This window comes from Hydrogenophaga aromaticivorans (assembly GCF_013387465.1).
In the GTDB taxonomy this organism is placed as follows: domain Bacteria; phylum Pseudomonadota; class Gammaproteobacteria; order Burkholderiales; family Burkholderiaceae_C; genus Hydrogenophaga; species Hydrogenophaga aromaticivorans.
In genome coordinates this window covers 144,625-159,531 of record NZ_VYGV01000028.1, presented here as the reverse complement: position 1 = coordinate 159,531, position 14,907 = coordinate 144,625, and the positions used below count along the sequence as shown (strand labels likewise).

14 protein-coding genes are annotated in these 14,907 nt (G+C 68.4%); 6 read left to right on the top strand and 8 right to left on the bottom strand.

From position 1 onward, the window contains the following. Nucleotides 1-26 precede the first annotated feature (26 nt). Entirely contained in the window at nt 27-1,052 is a 1,026-nt protein-coding gene (locus tag F3K02_RS26005; protein ID WP_177139422.1) for an MlaD family protein, read from the bottom strand. Nucleotides 1,053-1,072: 20 nt separating this feature from the next. Further along, a complete protein-coding gene (locus tag F3K02_RS26000; RefSeq protein ID WP_226462484.1) occupies nt 1,073-1,879 on the bottom strand; it encodes an MlaE family ABC transporter permease in 807 nt (268 codons plus the stop codon). A gap of 145 nt (nt 1,880-2,024) precedes the next feature. On the opposite strand from F3K02_RS26000, the gene F3K02_RS25995 reads away from it, so the two are divergent. Further along, a complete protein-coding gene (locus F3K02_RS25995; RefSeq protein ID WP_343067171.1) occupies nt 2,025-3,584 on the top strand; it encodes an acyl-CoA synthetase in 1,560 nt (519 codons plus the stop codon). 36 nt (nt 3,585-3,620) lie between these two features. Here F3K02_RS25995 and F3K02_RS25990 read toward each other — a convergent pair whose 3' ends face one another. Together F3K02_RS25990 and queG are read right to left on the bottom strand one after the other, a co-directional pair. Next, nucleotides 3,621-4,058, bottom strand: coding sequence for a c-type cytochrome (locus F3K02_RS25990; protein ID WP_177139420.1), 438 nt, complete (start codon nt 4,056-4,058; stop codon nt 3,621-3,623). Nucleotides 4,059-4,161: 103 nt separating this feature from the next. Beyond that, complete coding sequence (gene queG, locus F3K02_RS25985) at nt 4,162-5,286, bottom strand: tRNA epoxyqueuosine(34) reductase QueG (protein WP_177139418.1); 1,125 nt, start codon at nt 5,284-5,286, stop codon at nt 4,162-4,164. Between the two features lie 66 nt (nt 5,287-5,352). On the opposite strand from queG, the gene tsaE reads away from it, so the two are divergent. Both tsaE and F3K02_RS25975 read left to right on the top strand, forming a co-directional pair. Continuing rightward, complete coding sequence (gene tsaE, locus F3K02_RS25980) at nt 5,353-5,874, top strand: tRNA (adenosine(37)-N6)-threonylcarbamoyltransferase complex ATPase subunit type 1 TsaE (protein WP_425485644.1); 522 nt, start codon at nt 5,353-5,355, stop codon at nt 5,872-5,874. Further along, nucleotides 5,871-7,292 carry an N-acetylmuramoyl-L-alanine amidase gene (locus F3K02_RS25975; protein WP_177139416.1) on the top strand — a complete coding sequence of 474 codons (1,422 nt, stop codon included), beginning with the start codon at nt 5,871-5,873 and terminating at the stop codon, nt 7,290-7,292. The genes tsaE and F3K02_RS25975 overlap by 4 nt, the downstream gene beginning before the upstream one ends. An 11-nt stretch (nt 7,293-7,303) precedes the next feature. Here F3K02_RS25975 and F3K02_RS25970 read toward each other — a convergent pair whose 3' ends face one another. Beyond that, the gene (locus F3K02_RS25970) at nt 7,304-7,966 is read right to left on the bottom strand and encodes a DedA family protein (RefSeq protein ID WP_177139414.1); all 663 of its coding nucleotides are present in this window, start codon (nt 7,964-7,966) and stop codon (nt 7,304-7,306) included. A 35-nt stretch (nt 7,967-8,001) separates the two neighbouring features. Here F3K02_RS25970 and mutL point away from each other — a divergent pair, with 35 nt between their 5' ends. After that, nucleotides 8,002-9,984: a DNA mismatch repair endonuclease MutL gene (gene mutL, locus F3K02_RS25965; RefSeq protein ID WP_177139412.1), complete on the top strand. Its 1,983-nt coding sequence runs from the start codon at nt 8,002-8,004 to the stop codon at nt 9,982-9,984. A gap of 22 nt (nt 9,985-10,006) precedes the next feature. Beyond that, complete coding sequence (locus F3K02_RS25960; protein WP_343067169.1) at nt 10,007-10,681, top strand: GNAT family N-acetyltransferase; 675 nt, start codon at nt 10,007-10,009, stop codon at nt 10,679-10,681. A 130-nt stretch (nt 10,682-10,811) separates the two neighbouring features. On the opposite strand, the gene F3K02_RS25955 is transcribed toward F3K02_RS25960, so the two are convergent. The 3 genes from F3K02_RS25955 to F3K02_RS27355 are packed head-to-tail and all read right to left on the bottom strand — an operon-like array spanning nt 10,812 to nt 13,881. Continuing rightward, the gene (locus F3K02_RS25955; RefSeq protein WP_177139410.1) at nt 10,812-11,945 is read right to left on the bottom strand and encodes an ABC transporter permease; all 1,134 of its coding nucleotides are present in this window, start codon (nt 11,943-11,945) and stop codon (nt 10,812-10,814) included. Next, nucleotides 11,942-12,886 carry an ABC transporter ATP-binding protein gene (locus F3K02_RS25950; protein WP_343067168.1) on the bottom strand — a complete coding sequence of 315 codons (945 nt, stop codon included), beginning with the start codon at nt 12,884-12,886 and terminating at the stop codon, nt 11,942-11,944. The genes F3K02_RS25955 and F3K02_RS25950 overlap by 4 nt, the downstream gene beginning before the upstream one ends. Then, on the bottom strand, nt 12,883-13,881 hold the full coding sequence (locus F3K02_RS27355; RefSeq protein ID WP_218179588.1) for an HlyD family secretion protein: 999 nt from the start codon (nt 13,879-13,881) through the stop codon (nt 12,883-12,885). The genes F3K02_RS25950 and F3K02_RS27355 overlap by 4 nt, the downstream gene beginning before the upstream one ends. A 102-nt stretch (nt 13,882-13,983) precedes the next feature. On the opposite strand from F3K02_RS27355, the gene F3K02_RS25945 reads away from it, so the two are divergent. After that, entirely contained in the window at nt 13,984-14,826 is an 843-nt protein-coding gene (locus F3K02_RS25945) for an alpha/beta hydrolase (RefSeq protein ID WP_177139405.1), read from the top strand. The last annotated feature ends 81 nt before the right edge of the window (nt 14,827-14,907 follow it).

Here is a 14,907-nt window from a genome sequence, read left to right as displayed (position 1 = left end):
CGAGCAAGCAACGGGGGTGTCTCGTGTCATGGCAGCTTGATCTCCGTCTCACGCGCAAACGGCCACTTGCGGTTCAGGTCGTTGATCAGCGCGTCCACCTTGCGCAGGCTCGCGTCCACATCACTGCGCAGCGCGCCCAGATCGGCGGTCGCTTCGCGCGTGTTGCTGGCGATGCCTTGTGCATCCACCAGCAAGTTGTCCAGCTTGGTCAGGCTGCCGCGGGCTTCGCCGAGCAGGCCGTTGAGCTGCTGCACGGTGGTGCGGGCGTCGCCCACCAAGCCTCCACCGGTGGCGTTGCCAGATCCGCCCGGGTCCTGCCCGAACACCTGCCGGTCGGCATTGATCACCAGCGAATCCAGCCGCTTGACCAGGCCATCGGTGCGCGCCAGCACGGCGTTGGCGTTGCCCAGCGTCTTCGCCAGCTGCTTCGCATCGTCGTCGTTGCCCAGCAGCAGGCCCATCGCCCCCTGCGGCCCTTTGAGGCGATCGGTGGCCAACTGGAGGTTGGCCAGCGACTGCTGCAGCGGCGCGTCCTCCTTGGTCATGTTGTTGAGGTTGTCGAGCAGGTCGCGCACCTGTGCCACCAGCTTGGGGATCTCGGCCGCTGCGTCGCCGCGCAAGACCTGCCGCACCGCGCCGTCTTCCAGCGGCGGGTCGCTCAGCACACCGCTGTAGGCGCGGATCTTGGTGCCGCCCACCAGCGCCTTTTCCATGGTGAAGATGCTGGAGCTGCGCAGCCACTTGGCGTCTTTGGTGGGCACGTCCACCAGGATGCGCACATTGCCGTCCTCGGCCAACTCCAGCTGCGCCACCTTGCCGATGGCAAAGCCCGCAAACGTCATGTCCATGCCGGCGACCACGCCCTCGGAGTCGTCCGACATCAGCACCAGTCGCTGCGTGCGCTCGAAGGCACCGCGCGCGTACATCACGTACAGCGCCGAGCCCACGATCAGCGCCAGCAACAGCAGCAGCAGGAGCGCAGCCTTGACCTCCAGGTTGTTCACCGGGGGCACGGGGTCGGGCACGGGGCCCTGGGGATTCGTTGGGTTCATGGATGGGGTGCGCGGTGGCTTCAATAGTAGTTGCCCATGAGGGACACCACCTCCAGCAAAAGAATCACCGACAGCAGACGGGCAAATTCGGTGATGTCGCTGCGCCGCGCGAAGCCGCCGCCGGCGTCGGGCTGGGCGCTCGCGGCCATGGGCACGAAGGCCACCGCCAGGCTGAAGAACAGCGTCTTGAGGCCAAAGATCAGCGAGACCGCGGGTGAAAACACACTGCCCACGCTGCGGTTGTAATCGGCCAGCGCCCAGGGCGAGAAGCCATACACGTTCAGGTAGGTCAGCACCAGCGCAATGAAGCAGCTCAGCGCGGCGAGCAGCAACACCGAGAACACACCGGCCAGCGCGCGCGGCAGCATGTCCAGTCGCAGCAGTTGCTGGCGCGGGCGGCGCAGACCGCGGCGGTGCTCGTCGCTCAGCAGGCGGCGGATGCGCTGCGACTCGGGCATGGTGTAACGCACGGCCACGAAGAGCGCTGCGTACAGCGGAATGAGCTCCAGCACCAGGGTGCGCACCAGCACCTCCAGCGCGTATTGCGAGAGACCGTAGCTCAGCGCCGTGGCCACCACGATGCGGATCAGCACCAGGCTCACCAGCGCCGACAGCACCAGGAACCAGGTCAGCAGCGGTGCGCTGGCGCGGTACAGGTGCGCCATGATCGCGTGGCGCTCCTCGGGATCGTCGTAGCTGGAGGGCGACAGCGACAGCACCACGATCTCAGCGCCGATCAGCAGCACCTGCCACCAGGCGCCCCAGGCGCCCAGCACCCCCCGCCCCCAGCGCAGCAGCGTGTTGTGCATCGAAGCAAGCAGGTTCATGCGCCGGATCATAGCGGCGCGACGCGAAGGTGACAGCACAAGCCCGGAGGCTGGTGAAAACGCCCATGGCCGCGCGCGCGGTTTGTGGATTCAATGCCTCCATCATGCCCCGCAACCGCGGGCGCTGCTGTAACAGGAGGCCTCCGTGACCCCTTCCATTTCCCCCGCCGTGCGCCGCCAGACCATCGCCGACGCCCTGCACCGCACGGCTGTTCGCCTGCCCGCCAAGACCGCCATCGTCTGCGGCGACACGCAATGGACCTACGCCGGGTTCGACGCACTCGTGTCGCGGCTGGCCGCCGGCCTGCACCGCATCGGTGTCGGCGAAGGCGACAAGGTGGCCGTGCTGGCGCGCAATTCGCACGGTTTTGCCGCGCTGCGCTTTGCGCTGGCGCGCCGCGGCGCGGTGCTGGTGCCGATCAACTTCATGCTGAAGGCCGACGAGGTGGCCTACATCCTGCGCCACGCGGGTGCCCGCACGCTCGCCACCGACAGCGGCCTCGCTGGCCTGGCCCGCGAGGCTTCGGCGCTGGAAACGCAGGTCCAGCAATTCATCTGGCTGCCCAGCGAAGACCCCAGCGAGCCCACGCCCGGCATGCACCACTTCGACGATCTCGCCGCCTGCACCGATGCCCTGCCCGCGGTGCAACTGGGCAGCTTCGATCTGGCGCAGATCGTCTACACCAGCGGCACCGAGTCCACCCCCAAGGGCGCCATGCTCACGCACGACGCCGTGCTCTGGCAATACGTGAGCTGCGTCATCCACGCCGAAATCGCCGAGACCGACCGCACCCTGCACGCCCTGCCGCTGTACCACTGCGCGCAGCTCGACGTGTTCTTCGGCCCGGCCATCTACATCGGCAGCAGCAACGTCATCACCAGCAAGCCCACGCCCGACAACCTGCTCGCGCTGATCGAACAGCACCAGATCACGAGCTTCTTCGCACCACCCACGGTGTGGATCGCGCTGCTGCGTTCGCCGCTGTTCGACGCCAGCAAGCTGGGCAGCCTGGCCAAGGGCTACTACGGCGCGTCCATCATGCCGGTAGAGGTGCTCAAGGAACTGGCCGCGCGCCTGTCAAAGGTGCGGTTGTGGAACCTCTACGGCCAGACCGAAATCGCGCCGCTGGCCACCATGCTCGGCCCGGACGACCAGCTGCGCAAACCCGGCTCCTGCGGCAAGGCGGTGCTCAACGTGGAAACCCGCGTGGTCAACGACGCCATGCAGGACGTTGCCGTGGGCGAGGTCGGCGAGATCTTGCACCGCTCCCCGCACCTGATGCTCGGCTACTTCAACGACCCCGAGCGCACGGCGGCCAGCTTCGAGGGCGACTGGTTCCACAGCGGCGACCTGGCCATGATCGACAGCGAAGGTTTCATCACCGTCGTGGACCGCAAGAAAGACATGATCAAGACCGGCGGCGAAAACGTGGCCAGCCGCGAGGTGGAGGAAATGATCTACCGCCTGCCCGCGGTGAGCGAGGTGGCCGTGATCGGCCTGCCCGACCCGAAATGGGTGGAGGCGGTGACCGCGGTGATCGTGGTCAAGGCCGGGCAGACGCTGACCGAAGAAGAAGTGACGGCGCATTGCAACCAGCACATGGCGCACTTCAAATGCCCGAAACGCGTGGTGTTCACCGACAGCCTGCCCAAGAACCCGAGCGGCAAGCTGCTGAAGCGGGAGCTTCGGGGGCGACACGCGTGAAGGCCGGGCCCGCGCGTGCGCACCCGCCACGCTCGCCTATTTGCGCTGCATGCGCTCCAGGTGGTCGATCAGGTCGTCGATACGCCGCTGTGCGGCCCGCTCGGCCTGCTCCTCGGTGCCGCCCACTTTTTTGACCCGATCAAAGTAGACGCGGCCCCAGGCGGGCATTTCGCGCGTCCCGTGCAAGCCGATGTCCGCGGTACCGCGCCCGTCGATCATCGCGGCCACCCGGTCCTTCGGGAACACACCGCCATTGCGCTGGGCCAGCCGTGTCAGGTCGCTCGGCCGGGCCACCAGGTGGGGCGCCAACGGACCGTCACCACGCCCAGCCTCGCCGTGGCAGCTGGCGCAGCTGTTCTCGAAGTCCCAGCGGCCGGGATCTCCCGGGCGCTGCGTCGGGGCCTGTGCCTGCGCCGATCCCGCCAGCCACAAAACACCACCCGCCACCACCCACTTCCATGTCAACGTGCCCATGCTGCTTTCCTTTATATTGAAACCTGTTGCGAACGGGAGACACAGTACCACCCATGGCTGGAGGTGATTCGCCTGGGAAGTTCAGACGTGTTTGATTTCGCCCTCAGGACCCGGCTGAGCCTTCCCGAAACCGGTTCTCCCGCTCACCGCACTCCAGCGCCCAGGCCACGTGTTCGCGCACGAGCGCACCAGGCTGGGCGCTGCGGGTGGCCAGGGCCTGGCGCAGGGCATCCCCCTCTTCGCCCACCACCGCCGACAACGCATTCCCCATCGCCACCGCGATGTTGCGCAACCAGCGCTCGTGCCCGATGCGGCGGATCGGGCTGCCTTCGGTGCGGCGCAGGAACTCGTCTTCTGACCAGCTGAAAAGCTCGATCAGCGTGGCACCCGTGAGGCCTTCGCGCGGATCGAAGTCGGGCAGGCTGGAACGCTGCGCGAACTTGTTCCAGGGGCAGACCAGCTGGCAGTCGTCGCAGCCGTAGATGCGGTTGCCGATCAGCGGGCGCAGGTCTTCGGGGATGGGGCCGGCGTGTTCGATGGTCAGGTAGCTGATGCAGCGCCGCGCGTCCAGCCGCTGCGGGCCGAGGATGGCCTGGGTCGGGCAGACATCGATGCAGGCCGTGCAGGCGCCGCAATGCTCGCTCACCGGCTCGCTGGCGGGCAAGGCAAGGTCCACATAGATCTCGCCCAGGAAAAACATCGAGCCGCCTTCGCGGTTGAGCACCAGCGTGTGTTTGCCGCGCCAGCCCTGCCCGCTGCGGCTGGCGAGTTCGGCTTCGAGAACGGGCGCGGAGTCGGTGAACACCCGGTGGCCCAGCGGCCCCACTTCGGCAGCGATGCGCTCGGCGAGTTTCTGCAGGCGGTAACGCAGGACCTTGTGGTAATCGCGCCCCCTTGCGTAGAGCGAGACCACGGCCTCGCCCGGCCGCTGCAGCCGGCTGAATTCGATCGCCTGCCAGCCTTCGGGCGTGTCACGCGGCAGGTAGTCCATGCGCGCGGTGATCACGCTCACGGTGCCCGGCACCAGCTCGGCCGGGCGCGCGCGCTTGAGGCCGTGGCTGGCCATGTAGCCCATGTCGCCGTGAAATCCGGCCTGCAACCAGGCGTTCAAACCCGGTTCGGCCGCAGAAAGATCCACCCCGGTCACGCCGATTTGTGAAAATGCGAGCTCTTGGCCCCAGGCCTGAATCTGTGAGACGAGTTGAGCAGCAACAAAACCGGTTTTCATGTTCCGCCCATTGTAGAAACGGGCCTGGGAACGCCACACGCCCATAAAGCGGCGGCGGGTGGGGGCGTGCCCGTGCTGCAGCTTCACTGGGACAGCGAAGAGGACACGTTGGCTTTTGCCAGCCGCCTGGCCACTTGCCCGGCCCTGGCCCATGCCACCCTCACCCTGCACGGCGACCTGGGCGCGGGCAAGACCACCTTCGTGCGCCACCTGCTGCGCGCCCTGGGCGTGCGCGGGCGCATCAAGAGCCCGACCTACGCGGTGGTCGAACCGCACAGCAGCATCGACTGCCCTTTCATGCCCGACAACGAGGTCCTGCACATCTGGCATTTCGATTTCTACCGCTTCACCGACCCGCGTGAGTGGGAAGATGCGGGTTTTCGCGAACTTTTTGCCAGCCCCGGCCTCAAGCTGGTGGAATGGCCCGAGCGCGCGGCCGACACCCTGTCCACCGTGGACGCTGACATCCAGATCGAGCCCGACGCCATGAACCCCGCATTCAGCGACGACGCCGACAGCGCACGCCGCGTTCGTTTCACCGCCTACACCCCCACCGGCCAGCACCTGCTGGAAGCACTGAAGGCATGACACAGAGCAAGAACGGTCCGAACCGCCGCACCCTGCTGCAAGCCGGCTCGCTGGTGCTGCTGCTGGGCACGCAGCAGATCGCGCGCGGCGCCAGCGTGGTGGCGGTGCGCATCTGGCCCGCGCAGGACTACACGCGCGTGACCATCGAGTCCGATGGCGAACTCAAGGCGCGGCAGACCACCGTGAACGTCCCGCCGCGCCTGACGCTGGACATCGAGGGCATCGACCTCGCGGACGGCATGCGCGAGCTGGTGGGCAAGCTCAAACCGGACGACCCCAACATCGCGGGCATCCGCGTCGAGCAGCGCAAGGGCAAGCTGGTGCAGTTGCACATCGACCTCAAGCAAGCCATCCAGCCCCAGGTGTTCAACCTGCAGCCGGTGGCGGCCTACCAGCACCGCCTGGTGTTCGACCTGTACCCGGTCCACGCGCCCGACCCGCTCGAAGAACTGATTGCCCAGCGTTTGAAAGAGCTGGACGAAGCCAGCGCGCGCGCCGCGCGCCTGCTGGGGATCGAAACCGATGCCATGGACCAGAGCGCCGCCGGCGCCGACGACCCGCTGGGCGAGCTGCTCGCGCGCAACGGCCATGCGCCGCCGGACAAGCCGATACACACCCCGCCCAAAACACCCGCCGCGAACGCCGGAAAAACGCCCGCAAAAACCGCGCCGCGACCAGCCTCCGGCAGCGTCACCGAGCGCTTGATCATCGTGGCGCTCGACCCCGGCCACGGCGGCGAGGACCCCGGCGCCATCGGTCCCGGCGGCACCAGGGAAAAGGACGTCGTGCTCAAGGTGGCCCATCGCCTGCGCGACCGCATCAACGCCACCCGCGTCAACGGCAACCCGATGCGCGCTTACCTCACGCGCGACGCTGACTTCTTCGTGCCGCTGGGCACGCGGGTGCAGAAGGCGCAGCGCGTCAAGGCCGACCTGTTCATCAGCCTGCACGCCGACGCTTTCATGACCCCACAGCCCCAGGGTGCGAGTGTGTTCGCGCTCAGCAACAAGGGTGCGAGCAGCGCCGCGGCGCGCTGGATGGCCAACAAGGAAAACGCGGCCGACCTGGTGGGCGGCATCAACGTCAAGGTCAAGGACGCCACCTTGCAGCGCGCCCTGCTCGACATGAGCACCTCCGCCCAGATCAAGGACAGCCTCAAGCTCGGCAGCGCGATGCTGGGTGAAGTGAAACGTGTGGGCAAGCTGCACAAGCCACACGTGGAGCAGGCGGGGTTTGCCGTGCTCAAGGCGCCCGACATCCCGAGCGTGCTGGTCGAAACCGCCTTCATCAGCAACCCGGACGAAGAGCGTCGGCTCAACAGCGACAAATACCAGACCGACCTGGCCGATGCCCTGCTCAAGGGCATCGTCAAATACTTCAGCGCCAACCCGCCGCTGGCCAGGTCCCGGCAGTTCTGATCAGGGCCTGATCACGGCGCCGCAGCGGCCCGTGCCTTCTCCGCCCGCGCAGCCCGCCAACCGCCGAAGATCGCGATCAGCCCCGGCACGAAGATCAGCGCCCAGATGATCTTGGACAGGTTGGCCTGCACCCAGGGCAGGTTGCCGAAGAAGTAGCCGGCGGAGGTCAGGCCGATCACCCAGACCACCGCACCCACCACGTTGTAGGCGGTGAACTTGCTGCGCGTCATCTCGGCCACGCCCGCCACGAAGGGCGCAAAGGTGCGGATGAAGGGCATGAAGCGCGCCAGGATGATGGTCACACCGCCGTAGCGCTCGTAGAAGTTGTGCGCCTGGTTGAACGCGTTCTTGTTGAAGAAGCGCGAGTTCTCCCACTGGAACACCTTGGGGCCGAAATAGCGCCCGATGCTGTAGTTGGTCTGGTCGCCCAGGATGGCGGCCGCCAGCATCAGGCCTGCGGCCAGCGGATAGTCGATCAGGCCGGCACCGCAGAGCGCGCCGACGATGAACAGCAGCGAGTCGCCCGGCAGAAAGGGCATGACCACCAGGCCGGTTTCCACAAAGATGATGAGAAACAGCAGCGCGTAGACCCAGGCGCCGTAGGTTTGCACGAAGGCCTGCAGGTGCTGGTCCACGTGCAGGATGAAGTCGAGGAGAAGGGCAATGAGTTCCATGGGCAGGGATTATCCTTGCACCCTACAATTTGCCCGTGAACGCCCGCCTACCCTCCTCCGAACGCCGCCCGATCCTCGAACTCCCCGACGAACTGATCAGCCAGATCGCGGCCGGCGAGGTGGTCGAACGGCCCGCCTCGGTGGTGCGCGAGCTGGTGGACAACGCGCTCGACGCGGGCGCCACCCAGGTCACCGTGCGCCTGCAGGCCGGCGGTGTGCGGCTGATCAGCGTGGAAGACAACGGCTGGGGCATCCACCGCACCGAGCTGCCCACCGCGCTCAAGCGCCACGCCACCAGCAAGATCGCCAGCCTGGGCGACCTGGAATCGGTGCACACCATGGGTTTCCGCGGCGAAGCGCTGGCCGCCATCTGCTCGATCGCCGAAGTCTCGGTGCTCACGCGCACGGACAGCGGCGACGAAGCGCACGGCTGGCTGCTCGACGGCCGCAGCGGCGAGCTGCAGCCCACCGCGCGCGGCCCCGGCACCACGGTCGAGGTGCGGGAACTGTTTTTCGCCACGCCGGCGCGGCGCAAGTTCCTCAAGACCGACGCCACCGAGCTCGCCCACTGCATCGAAGCCGTGCGCCGCCACGCGCTGGCGCGGCCCGAGGTGGGCTTTGCGATCTGGCACGACGGCAAGCTGGTGGCGCAGTGGCGCGCCGTGGCGGCCGACCTCGCTGGCGGCGGCGCGCTGGACGCCCTGCGCCAGCGCCTGGCCGACGGGCTGGGCGAAGACTTCATCGAGCAGGCGGTGGCGGTCAACTGGCCGGCCGACGCCGTGCCGGGCGAAACGGCCCTGGCCGATGGCGTGCAGCGCCTGCGCGTCTGGGGCTTTGCCGGCGTGCCCGACGCGGCGCGCTCGCGCAGCGACTGGCAATACGCCTATGTAAACGGCCGTTTCGTGCGCGACAAGGTGATCGGCCACGCCGCGCGCAGCGCCTATGAGGACGTGCTGCACGGCCACCGCCAGCCGGTCTACGCGCTCTACGTGAGCCTGGACCCGACCCGGGTGGACGTGAACGTGCACCCGACCAAGATCGAGGTGCGTTTCCGCGACAGCCGCGAGGTGCACCAGGCCGTGCGCCACGCGGTGGACGCCGCGCTGGCCGCGCCGCGTTCGGCTGCGGCGGCCAGCGCGCAAGCTGTGTTGCCACAAGGCGAAGCTGGCGCGAGCCCGTCCCCTTCTACAGGCGCGTGGACGCCACCCGAGCGCCTGCCCTCCACGCTGGGCGGTGCGCAGAATCCGCTGCCGTTCCAGCGCTACGCGCAGCCCGACGCCATCGGCCAGCGCGTGAGCGACCTCGGGGCCTTGTGGGGCAACAGCCTTCAGGGAGCCACTCCAGGGTCCGATTCGGCGAGTACTTCGACAAGCTCGTTGCAAACAGACGGAACACGCAGCGAGCCGGCCGACAGCCCACCCCTGCCCGCCGGCGACTGGCCGCTCGGCCGCGCCATCGCGCAGCTGCAGGGCGTCTACATCCTGGCCGAAAACGCCCAGGGCCTGGTGGTGGTGGACATGCACGCCGCCCACGAGCGCATCGTCTACGAGCGCCTCAAGCAGCAGATGGACAACGAGCAGCTGGCCAGCCAGCCGCTGCTGATCCCGGCCACCTTCGCCGCCACGCCCACCGAAGTGGCGACCGCCGAAGACAGCGGCGTGGTGCTGGCCATGCTGGGGCTGGAAGTGGTGCCGTTTTCGCCCAGGACGCTGGCGGTGCGCGCCGTGCCGACCACGCTCGCGCAAGGCGACCCGGTGGAACTCGCGCGCAGCGTGCTCGCCGAGCTGAGCCAGCACGACGCCAGCACCGTGGTGCAACGCGCCCGCAACGAGCTGCTGGCCACCATGGCCTGCCACGGCGCGGTGCGCGCCAACCGCCGGCTGACGCTGGACGAAATGAACGCACTTCTGCGCCAGATGGAAATCACCGAACGCTCCGACCAGTGCAACCACGGCCGCCCAACCTGGCGCCAGGTGAACATGCGCGAGCTGGACGCGCTGTTCCTGCGCGGACGCTGAACCTCCGGGAGGCATCACCGCGGTGCATCTGCTCGACAACATCTTCTGGCACGCCCTGACCGGCCCGCAGGCGCACTGGGCCGTCGGCTCGGGCGGCGCCCGCCGCTACGCCCCGGGTTTTTCGCCCATCGTCGGCTTTGCCAACCCGCAGCGGCCCGATTTCGACGCACTGACGCCACATTGCGGACCCGACGAACATTTTTACTGTGCCGGCTGGTCGGGGCCCGCGCCCGCGGGCTGGGTCGTCGAGGCCGAGAGCACCATGCACAAGATGGTCTGGGCCGGCGAGGCCCCGGTGCAGGACGAAGCTCCCGACGTCCGGCCCATGGGCCCGGAACACCTGGACCAGGTGCTGGCCCTGGCCGATCTCACCCGCCCCGGGCCGTTTGGCCCGCGCACCATCGAGCTCGGTGAGTACTTCGGCCTGTTCGACGGCGAACGCCTCATGGCCATGGCCGGCGAACGCAGCTTCGCCGAAACCCTGCGCGAGGTCAGCGGCGTCTGCACCCACCCGGACTTTCAGGGCCGCGGACTGGCGCGGCGGCTGATGCTCAAACTCATCGCACGCCAGCTCGCGCGCGGCGAAACCCCGTTCCTGCACGTGATGAGCGACAACACCGGCGCCCTCGGCCTCTACCAGCGCATGGGCTTTCGCACCCACCGCGAATCGGTGGTGCGCGTCATCAGTAGAGCCTGAGCCCAGAGAGCCCAAAGGCATCACCGAAGCGAGATGCCTCAACCCAGAACGCGGCGGAACCGGCTTTGCCGGGCCGCACCGCGTTGCCCCCTGGAGGGGGTCGCGCGAAGCGCGGCGGGGGTGGGTCTGATCAATCCAGGGTCTGGCGGTAGCGTTTGAGCGCCACGGCGCCTGCAATCGCCAGAAACAGCAGCATGGGCCAGAGGTCGGTCCAGAGCTGCGGCGCCTGGTTGCCCTTGAGCATGATGCCGCGCACGATGCGCAGGAAGTGCGTCAGCGGCAGGCCCTCGCCGAGCCATTGCGCCCAGACCGGCATGCCGCGGAACGGGAACATGAAACCCGAGAGCAGCATGGACGGCAGGAAGAAAAAGAAGGTCATCTGCATCGCCTGCAACTGGTTGCGCGCGATGGTCGAAAAGGTGAAACCGACCGCCAGGTTGGCCACCATGAAGACGCCGATCATGGCCATCAGCAACACGAAGCTGCCCACCATGGGCACCTCGAACAGCAGCCAGGCCGCGCCTAGGATCACGCTCAGCTGCACATAGCCGATCACCACGTAGGGCAGGATCTTGCCCACCATCACTTCCAGCGGTCGCACCGGCGTGGCGAGCAGGTTTTCCATCGTGCCGCGCTCGCGTTCGCGCGTCATGGCCAGCGAGGTCAGCATCACCATGGTCATGGTGAGGATGGTGCCGATCAGGCCGGGCACGATGTTGTAGCGCGAGAGTCCCTCGGGGTTGTAGCGCCGGTGGATTCTCAGCTCGAACGGTGCCGCGCCCTTCTGCAGCGACCGCAGCGGGCCGGTGAGGTCGTGGCGCAGGGCCAGGTTCGTCATCTCGCCGAGCGCGGCGATGGCGTTGCCCGAGGCCGAAGGGTCGGTGGCGTCCACCGAGACCAGCACCGCCGGGCGTTCGCCGCGCACCACGTCGCGCGAAAACCCGGGCGGAATCACGATCATGAACTGCACCTCGCCCGTGGCGACCAGGGCGTCGGCCTCGGCTTGGCTGGTGCCCTGGTGCACCACCTTGAAGTAGCCGGTGTTCTGCAGCGAGGCCACCAGGCTGCGCGCCAGCGGGCCGGCGTCGACCGCGACCACCGCCGTGGGCAGGCCCTTGGGATCGGTGTTGATCGCGTAGCCGAACAGCACCAGCTGCATCACCGGCACGCCCACCGCCATGGCGAAGGTGAGCCGGTCGCGCAGCATCTGCTGGAACTCCTTGATGAACACGGCCCAGGTGCGCGCGGGCGAAAACCATTTCATGGCTGCCCCGCCTGGCCGTTGCCGAAGTTGTCCTGCGCCTGGTCGATCAGGCTGATGAACACGTCCTCCAGGTTGGCCCGCGTTTCGCGCAGCACCACACCGCTCTCGCCCTGGAAAGCGCCGAGCGACTGCGCCAGCAGCGCGGCGTCGCGCCCGGCCACGTGCAGCGTGTTGCCGAAAGCGACGACGTTCTGCACGCCGGGCAGTGCGCGCAGGCGTTCGCTCAGGTCCTGCGCTTCGGAGCCTTCCAGCGCCCAGACGCTCAGGCCCGCGGCGTCCACGATCTCGCGCTCGTTGCCGCGCGCGAGTACCTTGCCGTAGGCGATGTAGACCAGGTCGTGGCAGCGCGCGGCCTCGTCCATGTAGTGGGTGGACACCAGCACCGTGATGCCCTCTGCGGCCAGGCGGTGGATCTGGTCCCAGAAGTCGCGCCGCGCCTTGGGGTCCACACCGGCCGTGGGTTCGTCGAGCAGCAGCAGGCGCGGCCCGTGGATCAGGCAGGCGGCCAGCGCCAGGCGCTGTTTCCAGCCGCCCGAGAGCGTGCCCGCGAGCTGGCGCTGGCGCGCCTGCAGGCCCAACTGCTCCAGCGCCCGGTCGACCGCCGCGCGGCGGCCGGGCAGCTCGAACAGCCGGGCCACGAAGTCCAGGTTTTCGCGGATCGAAAGATCGTCGTAGAGGCCGAACTTCTGCGTCATGTAGCCCACCTGGCGCTTGATGGCGGCGGCCTCGCGGCGGAAGTCCAGCCCCAGGCACTGGCCCTCGCCCGCGTCGGGGCGCAGCAGGCCACAGAGCATGCGGATCGTCGTGGTCTTGCCGCTGCCGTTGGGCCCGAGGAAACCGCAGATGCGGCCCTGGCCCACCTGCAGGGTCACGTCGTCCACCACGGCGCGACCGTCGTAGCGCTTGGTCAGGCCGCGCACGTCGATGGCGAGGGCGTTCACTTCGGCTCCTGCGCCAACCGGGTCACGTCCAGCGGCTGGCCGGGGCGCAGCCGCGCAGCGTCGGCCGGGCGCGGCGCGGCCTCCACCAGAAACACCAGCCGCGCACGCTGGGCGTTGGAGTAGATCACCGGCGGCGTGAATTCCGGGCCGCTGGCGATGCGGGTGATGCGTGCCGGAATCGCCTCGCCACAACCGTCGCAGGCCAGGTTCACCCATTGCCCGGTGGCGAGCGCGCCGACTTCGGTCTCGGGCACATAGAACCGGGCCTTCACGCCCCCCGGAGGCAACAGCGACAGCACCGGTTGACCCGGCGCCACGGTTTCGCCGACGCGGAAAAACACCTCGGCCACCTGGGCATCGACGGGCGCGGGCTGCTGCTTCTGGGCCAGCCGCCAGGCGCTCTGGCGCAGCACCTGGCGCGCGGCTTCGGCCTGGGCCTGGGCGGCGTCGGTTTCGTCGCTGCGCGCCGGCAGGGCCGCCACACGCAAGGCCGCCTCCAGCTCGGCGACCCGGGCGTTCGCCTGGTCCAGCGCGGCCTTGGCGGCGTCCTGGCTGGCCTGCGACACAAAACCCTGGGCCACCAGATCCCGCTGGCGCGCCCAGGCGGTCTGCGCCAGCGCGCCCTGGGCCCGGGCCTGCGCCAGCTGGGCACGGGTCACCGCCACCTCGTCGCTGCGCCGGCCTTTGGTGGTGTTGGCGGCCTGGGCCTGCGCGCCGGCCAGGCGTGCCTGGGCTTCGGCCTGCGCCGCCTGTTCGGCCTGCGCGTCGAGCGCGAACAAGGTGTCGCCCTGCCGCACCCGGTCACCCGCCCGCACGGTCAGCGTGTCGAGCCGCCCACCCACCGGCGACGAAACATGCACATAGTCGCCCTCGACATAACCCGACCAGCCCGCTGACGGCGCCTCACCGCAGGCCACCAGTCCGGCAACCAGGGCCAGCACCGCGGCCCGGTCTGGTACGCGGTGGATGATGCGGTTGAACACACTGTCGGTCATGGGCTGGTCGTCCGTTGGGGTCCCGGCGGGGGAGGTAGGCGCTCCGCTGGCTTTGTTCATTCTGCCTTGAACTTTTCAGGTCGGGTCGCATCACTCCTTGCCATGAAGCGCCTCCTGATCGTCCTGTTTGCCACAGCCGCCGTGCTGACCGGCTGTGCCACCCTCGACCAGCGGCAACGCGCCTGGATCTTCCAGCCCTCGGACCGCAGCTGGTGGCGCGGGGAAGAGGCCGCGGCCGGCATGGACGATGTCTGGATCAACTTCCAGTCGCAGGAAACGGGGCAGCCGGTGAAGCTGCATGGCCTGTGGCTGGCCCACGAAAACTTCAGCACGCGAGCGGACGCCCCCGTGCTGCTCTACCTGCACGGCGCGCGGTTCAACGTCACCGGCTCGGCCTTCCGCGCGCGCCGCATGCAGGAACTGGGCTTTTCGGTGCTGGCGATCGATTACCGCGGCTTCGGCAAGAGCTCGTCCGGGCTGCCCTCGGAAACCATGGCCTACGAAGACGCCCGGGCCGCCTGGGACTGGCTGGGCCAGCAGTACCCCGACCGGCCGCGCTACATCTTCGGTCACTCGCTGGGGGGCGCCATCGCCATCGAACTCGCGGCCCAGGTGGGCGACGAAGCGGGCACACTGGTCGAAGGCGGTTTCACCTCGATCCCGGACGTGGTCAGCACCTTCAAGTGGGGCTGGCTGCCGGTGGGGCCGCTGATCACCCAGCGTTTTGAAGCGGTCAAGCGCGTGTCGGCGATCGGCTCGCCGCTGCTGGTGGTGCACGGCGGGGAGGACCGGCTGATCCAGCCCGAACTGGGGCGCCGACTGTTTGAGGCTGCCACCGGACCCAAGGCCTTCGTGCTGGTGGAAGGCGGCTCGCACCACAACACCAACTCGGTGGGCCAGCCGCAGTACCGGGTGGCGCTGACCGACCTGTTCGGGCTCCCTTAGCGCTGCACCGCCGGCCGCACAGGCCGGAACCCACGGGCCCATGTCACGGCACCAAATCAGTGCCTTCTGGCGGGTCGACCA

Bases quoted from the DNA above. Each gene is read 5' to 3' on its own strand.
- F3K02_RS25945 (WP_177139405.1), top strand. From the start codon at position 13,984: ATGAAGCGCCTCCTGATCGTCCTGTTTGCCACAGCCGCCGTGCTGACC.
- F3K02_RS27355 (WP_218179588.1), bottom strand. From the start codon at position 13,881: ATGACCGACAGTGTGTTCAACCGCATCATCCACCGCGTACCAGACCGG.
- F3K02_RS25990 (WP_177139420.1), bottom strand. From the start codon at position 4,058: ATGGGCACGTTGACATGGAAGTGGGTGGTGGCGGGTGGTGTTTTGTGG.
- F3K02_RS25975 (WP_177139416.1), top strand. From the start codon at position 5,871: ATGACACAGAGCAAGAACGGTCCGAACCGCCGCACCCTGCTGCAAGCC.
- F3K02_RS26005 (WP_177139422.1), bottom strand. From the start codon at position 1,052: ATGAACCCAACGAATCCCCAGGGCCCCGTGCCCGACCCCGTGCCCCCG.
- queG (WP_177139418.1), bottom strand. From the start codon at position 5,286: ATGAAAACCGGTTTTGTTGCTGCTCAACTCGTCTCACAGATTCAGGCC.
- F3K02_RS25970 (WP_177139414.1), bottom strand. From the start codon at position 7,966: ATGGAACTCATTGCCCTTCTCCTCGACTTCATCCTGCACGTGGACCAG.
- F3K02_RS26000 (WP_226462484.1), bottom strand. From the start codon at position 1,879: ATGAACCTGCTTGCTTCGATGCACAACACGCTGCTGCGCTGGGGGCGG.
- F3K02_RS25955 (WP_177139410.1), bottom strand. From the start codon at position 11,945: ATGAAATGGTTTTCGCCCGCGCGCACCTGGGCCGTGTTCATCAAGGAG.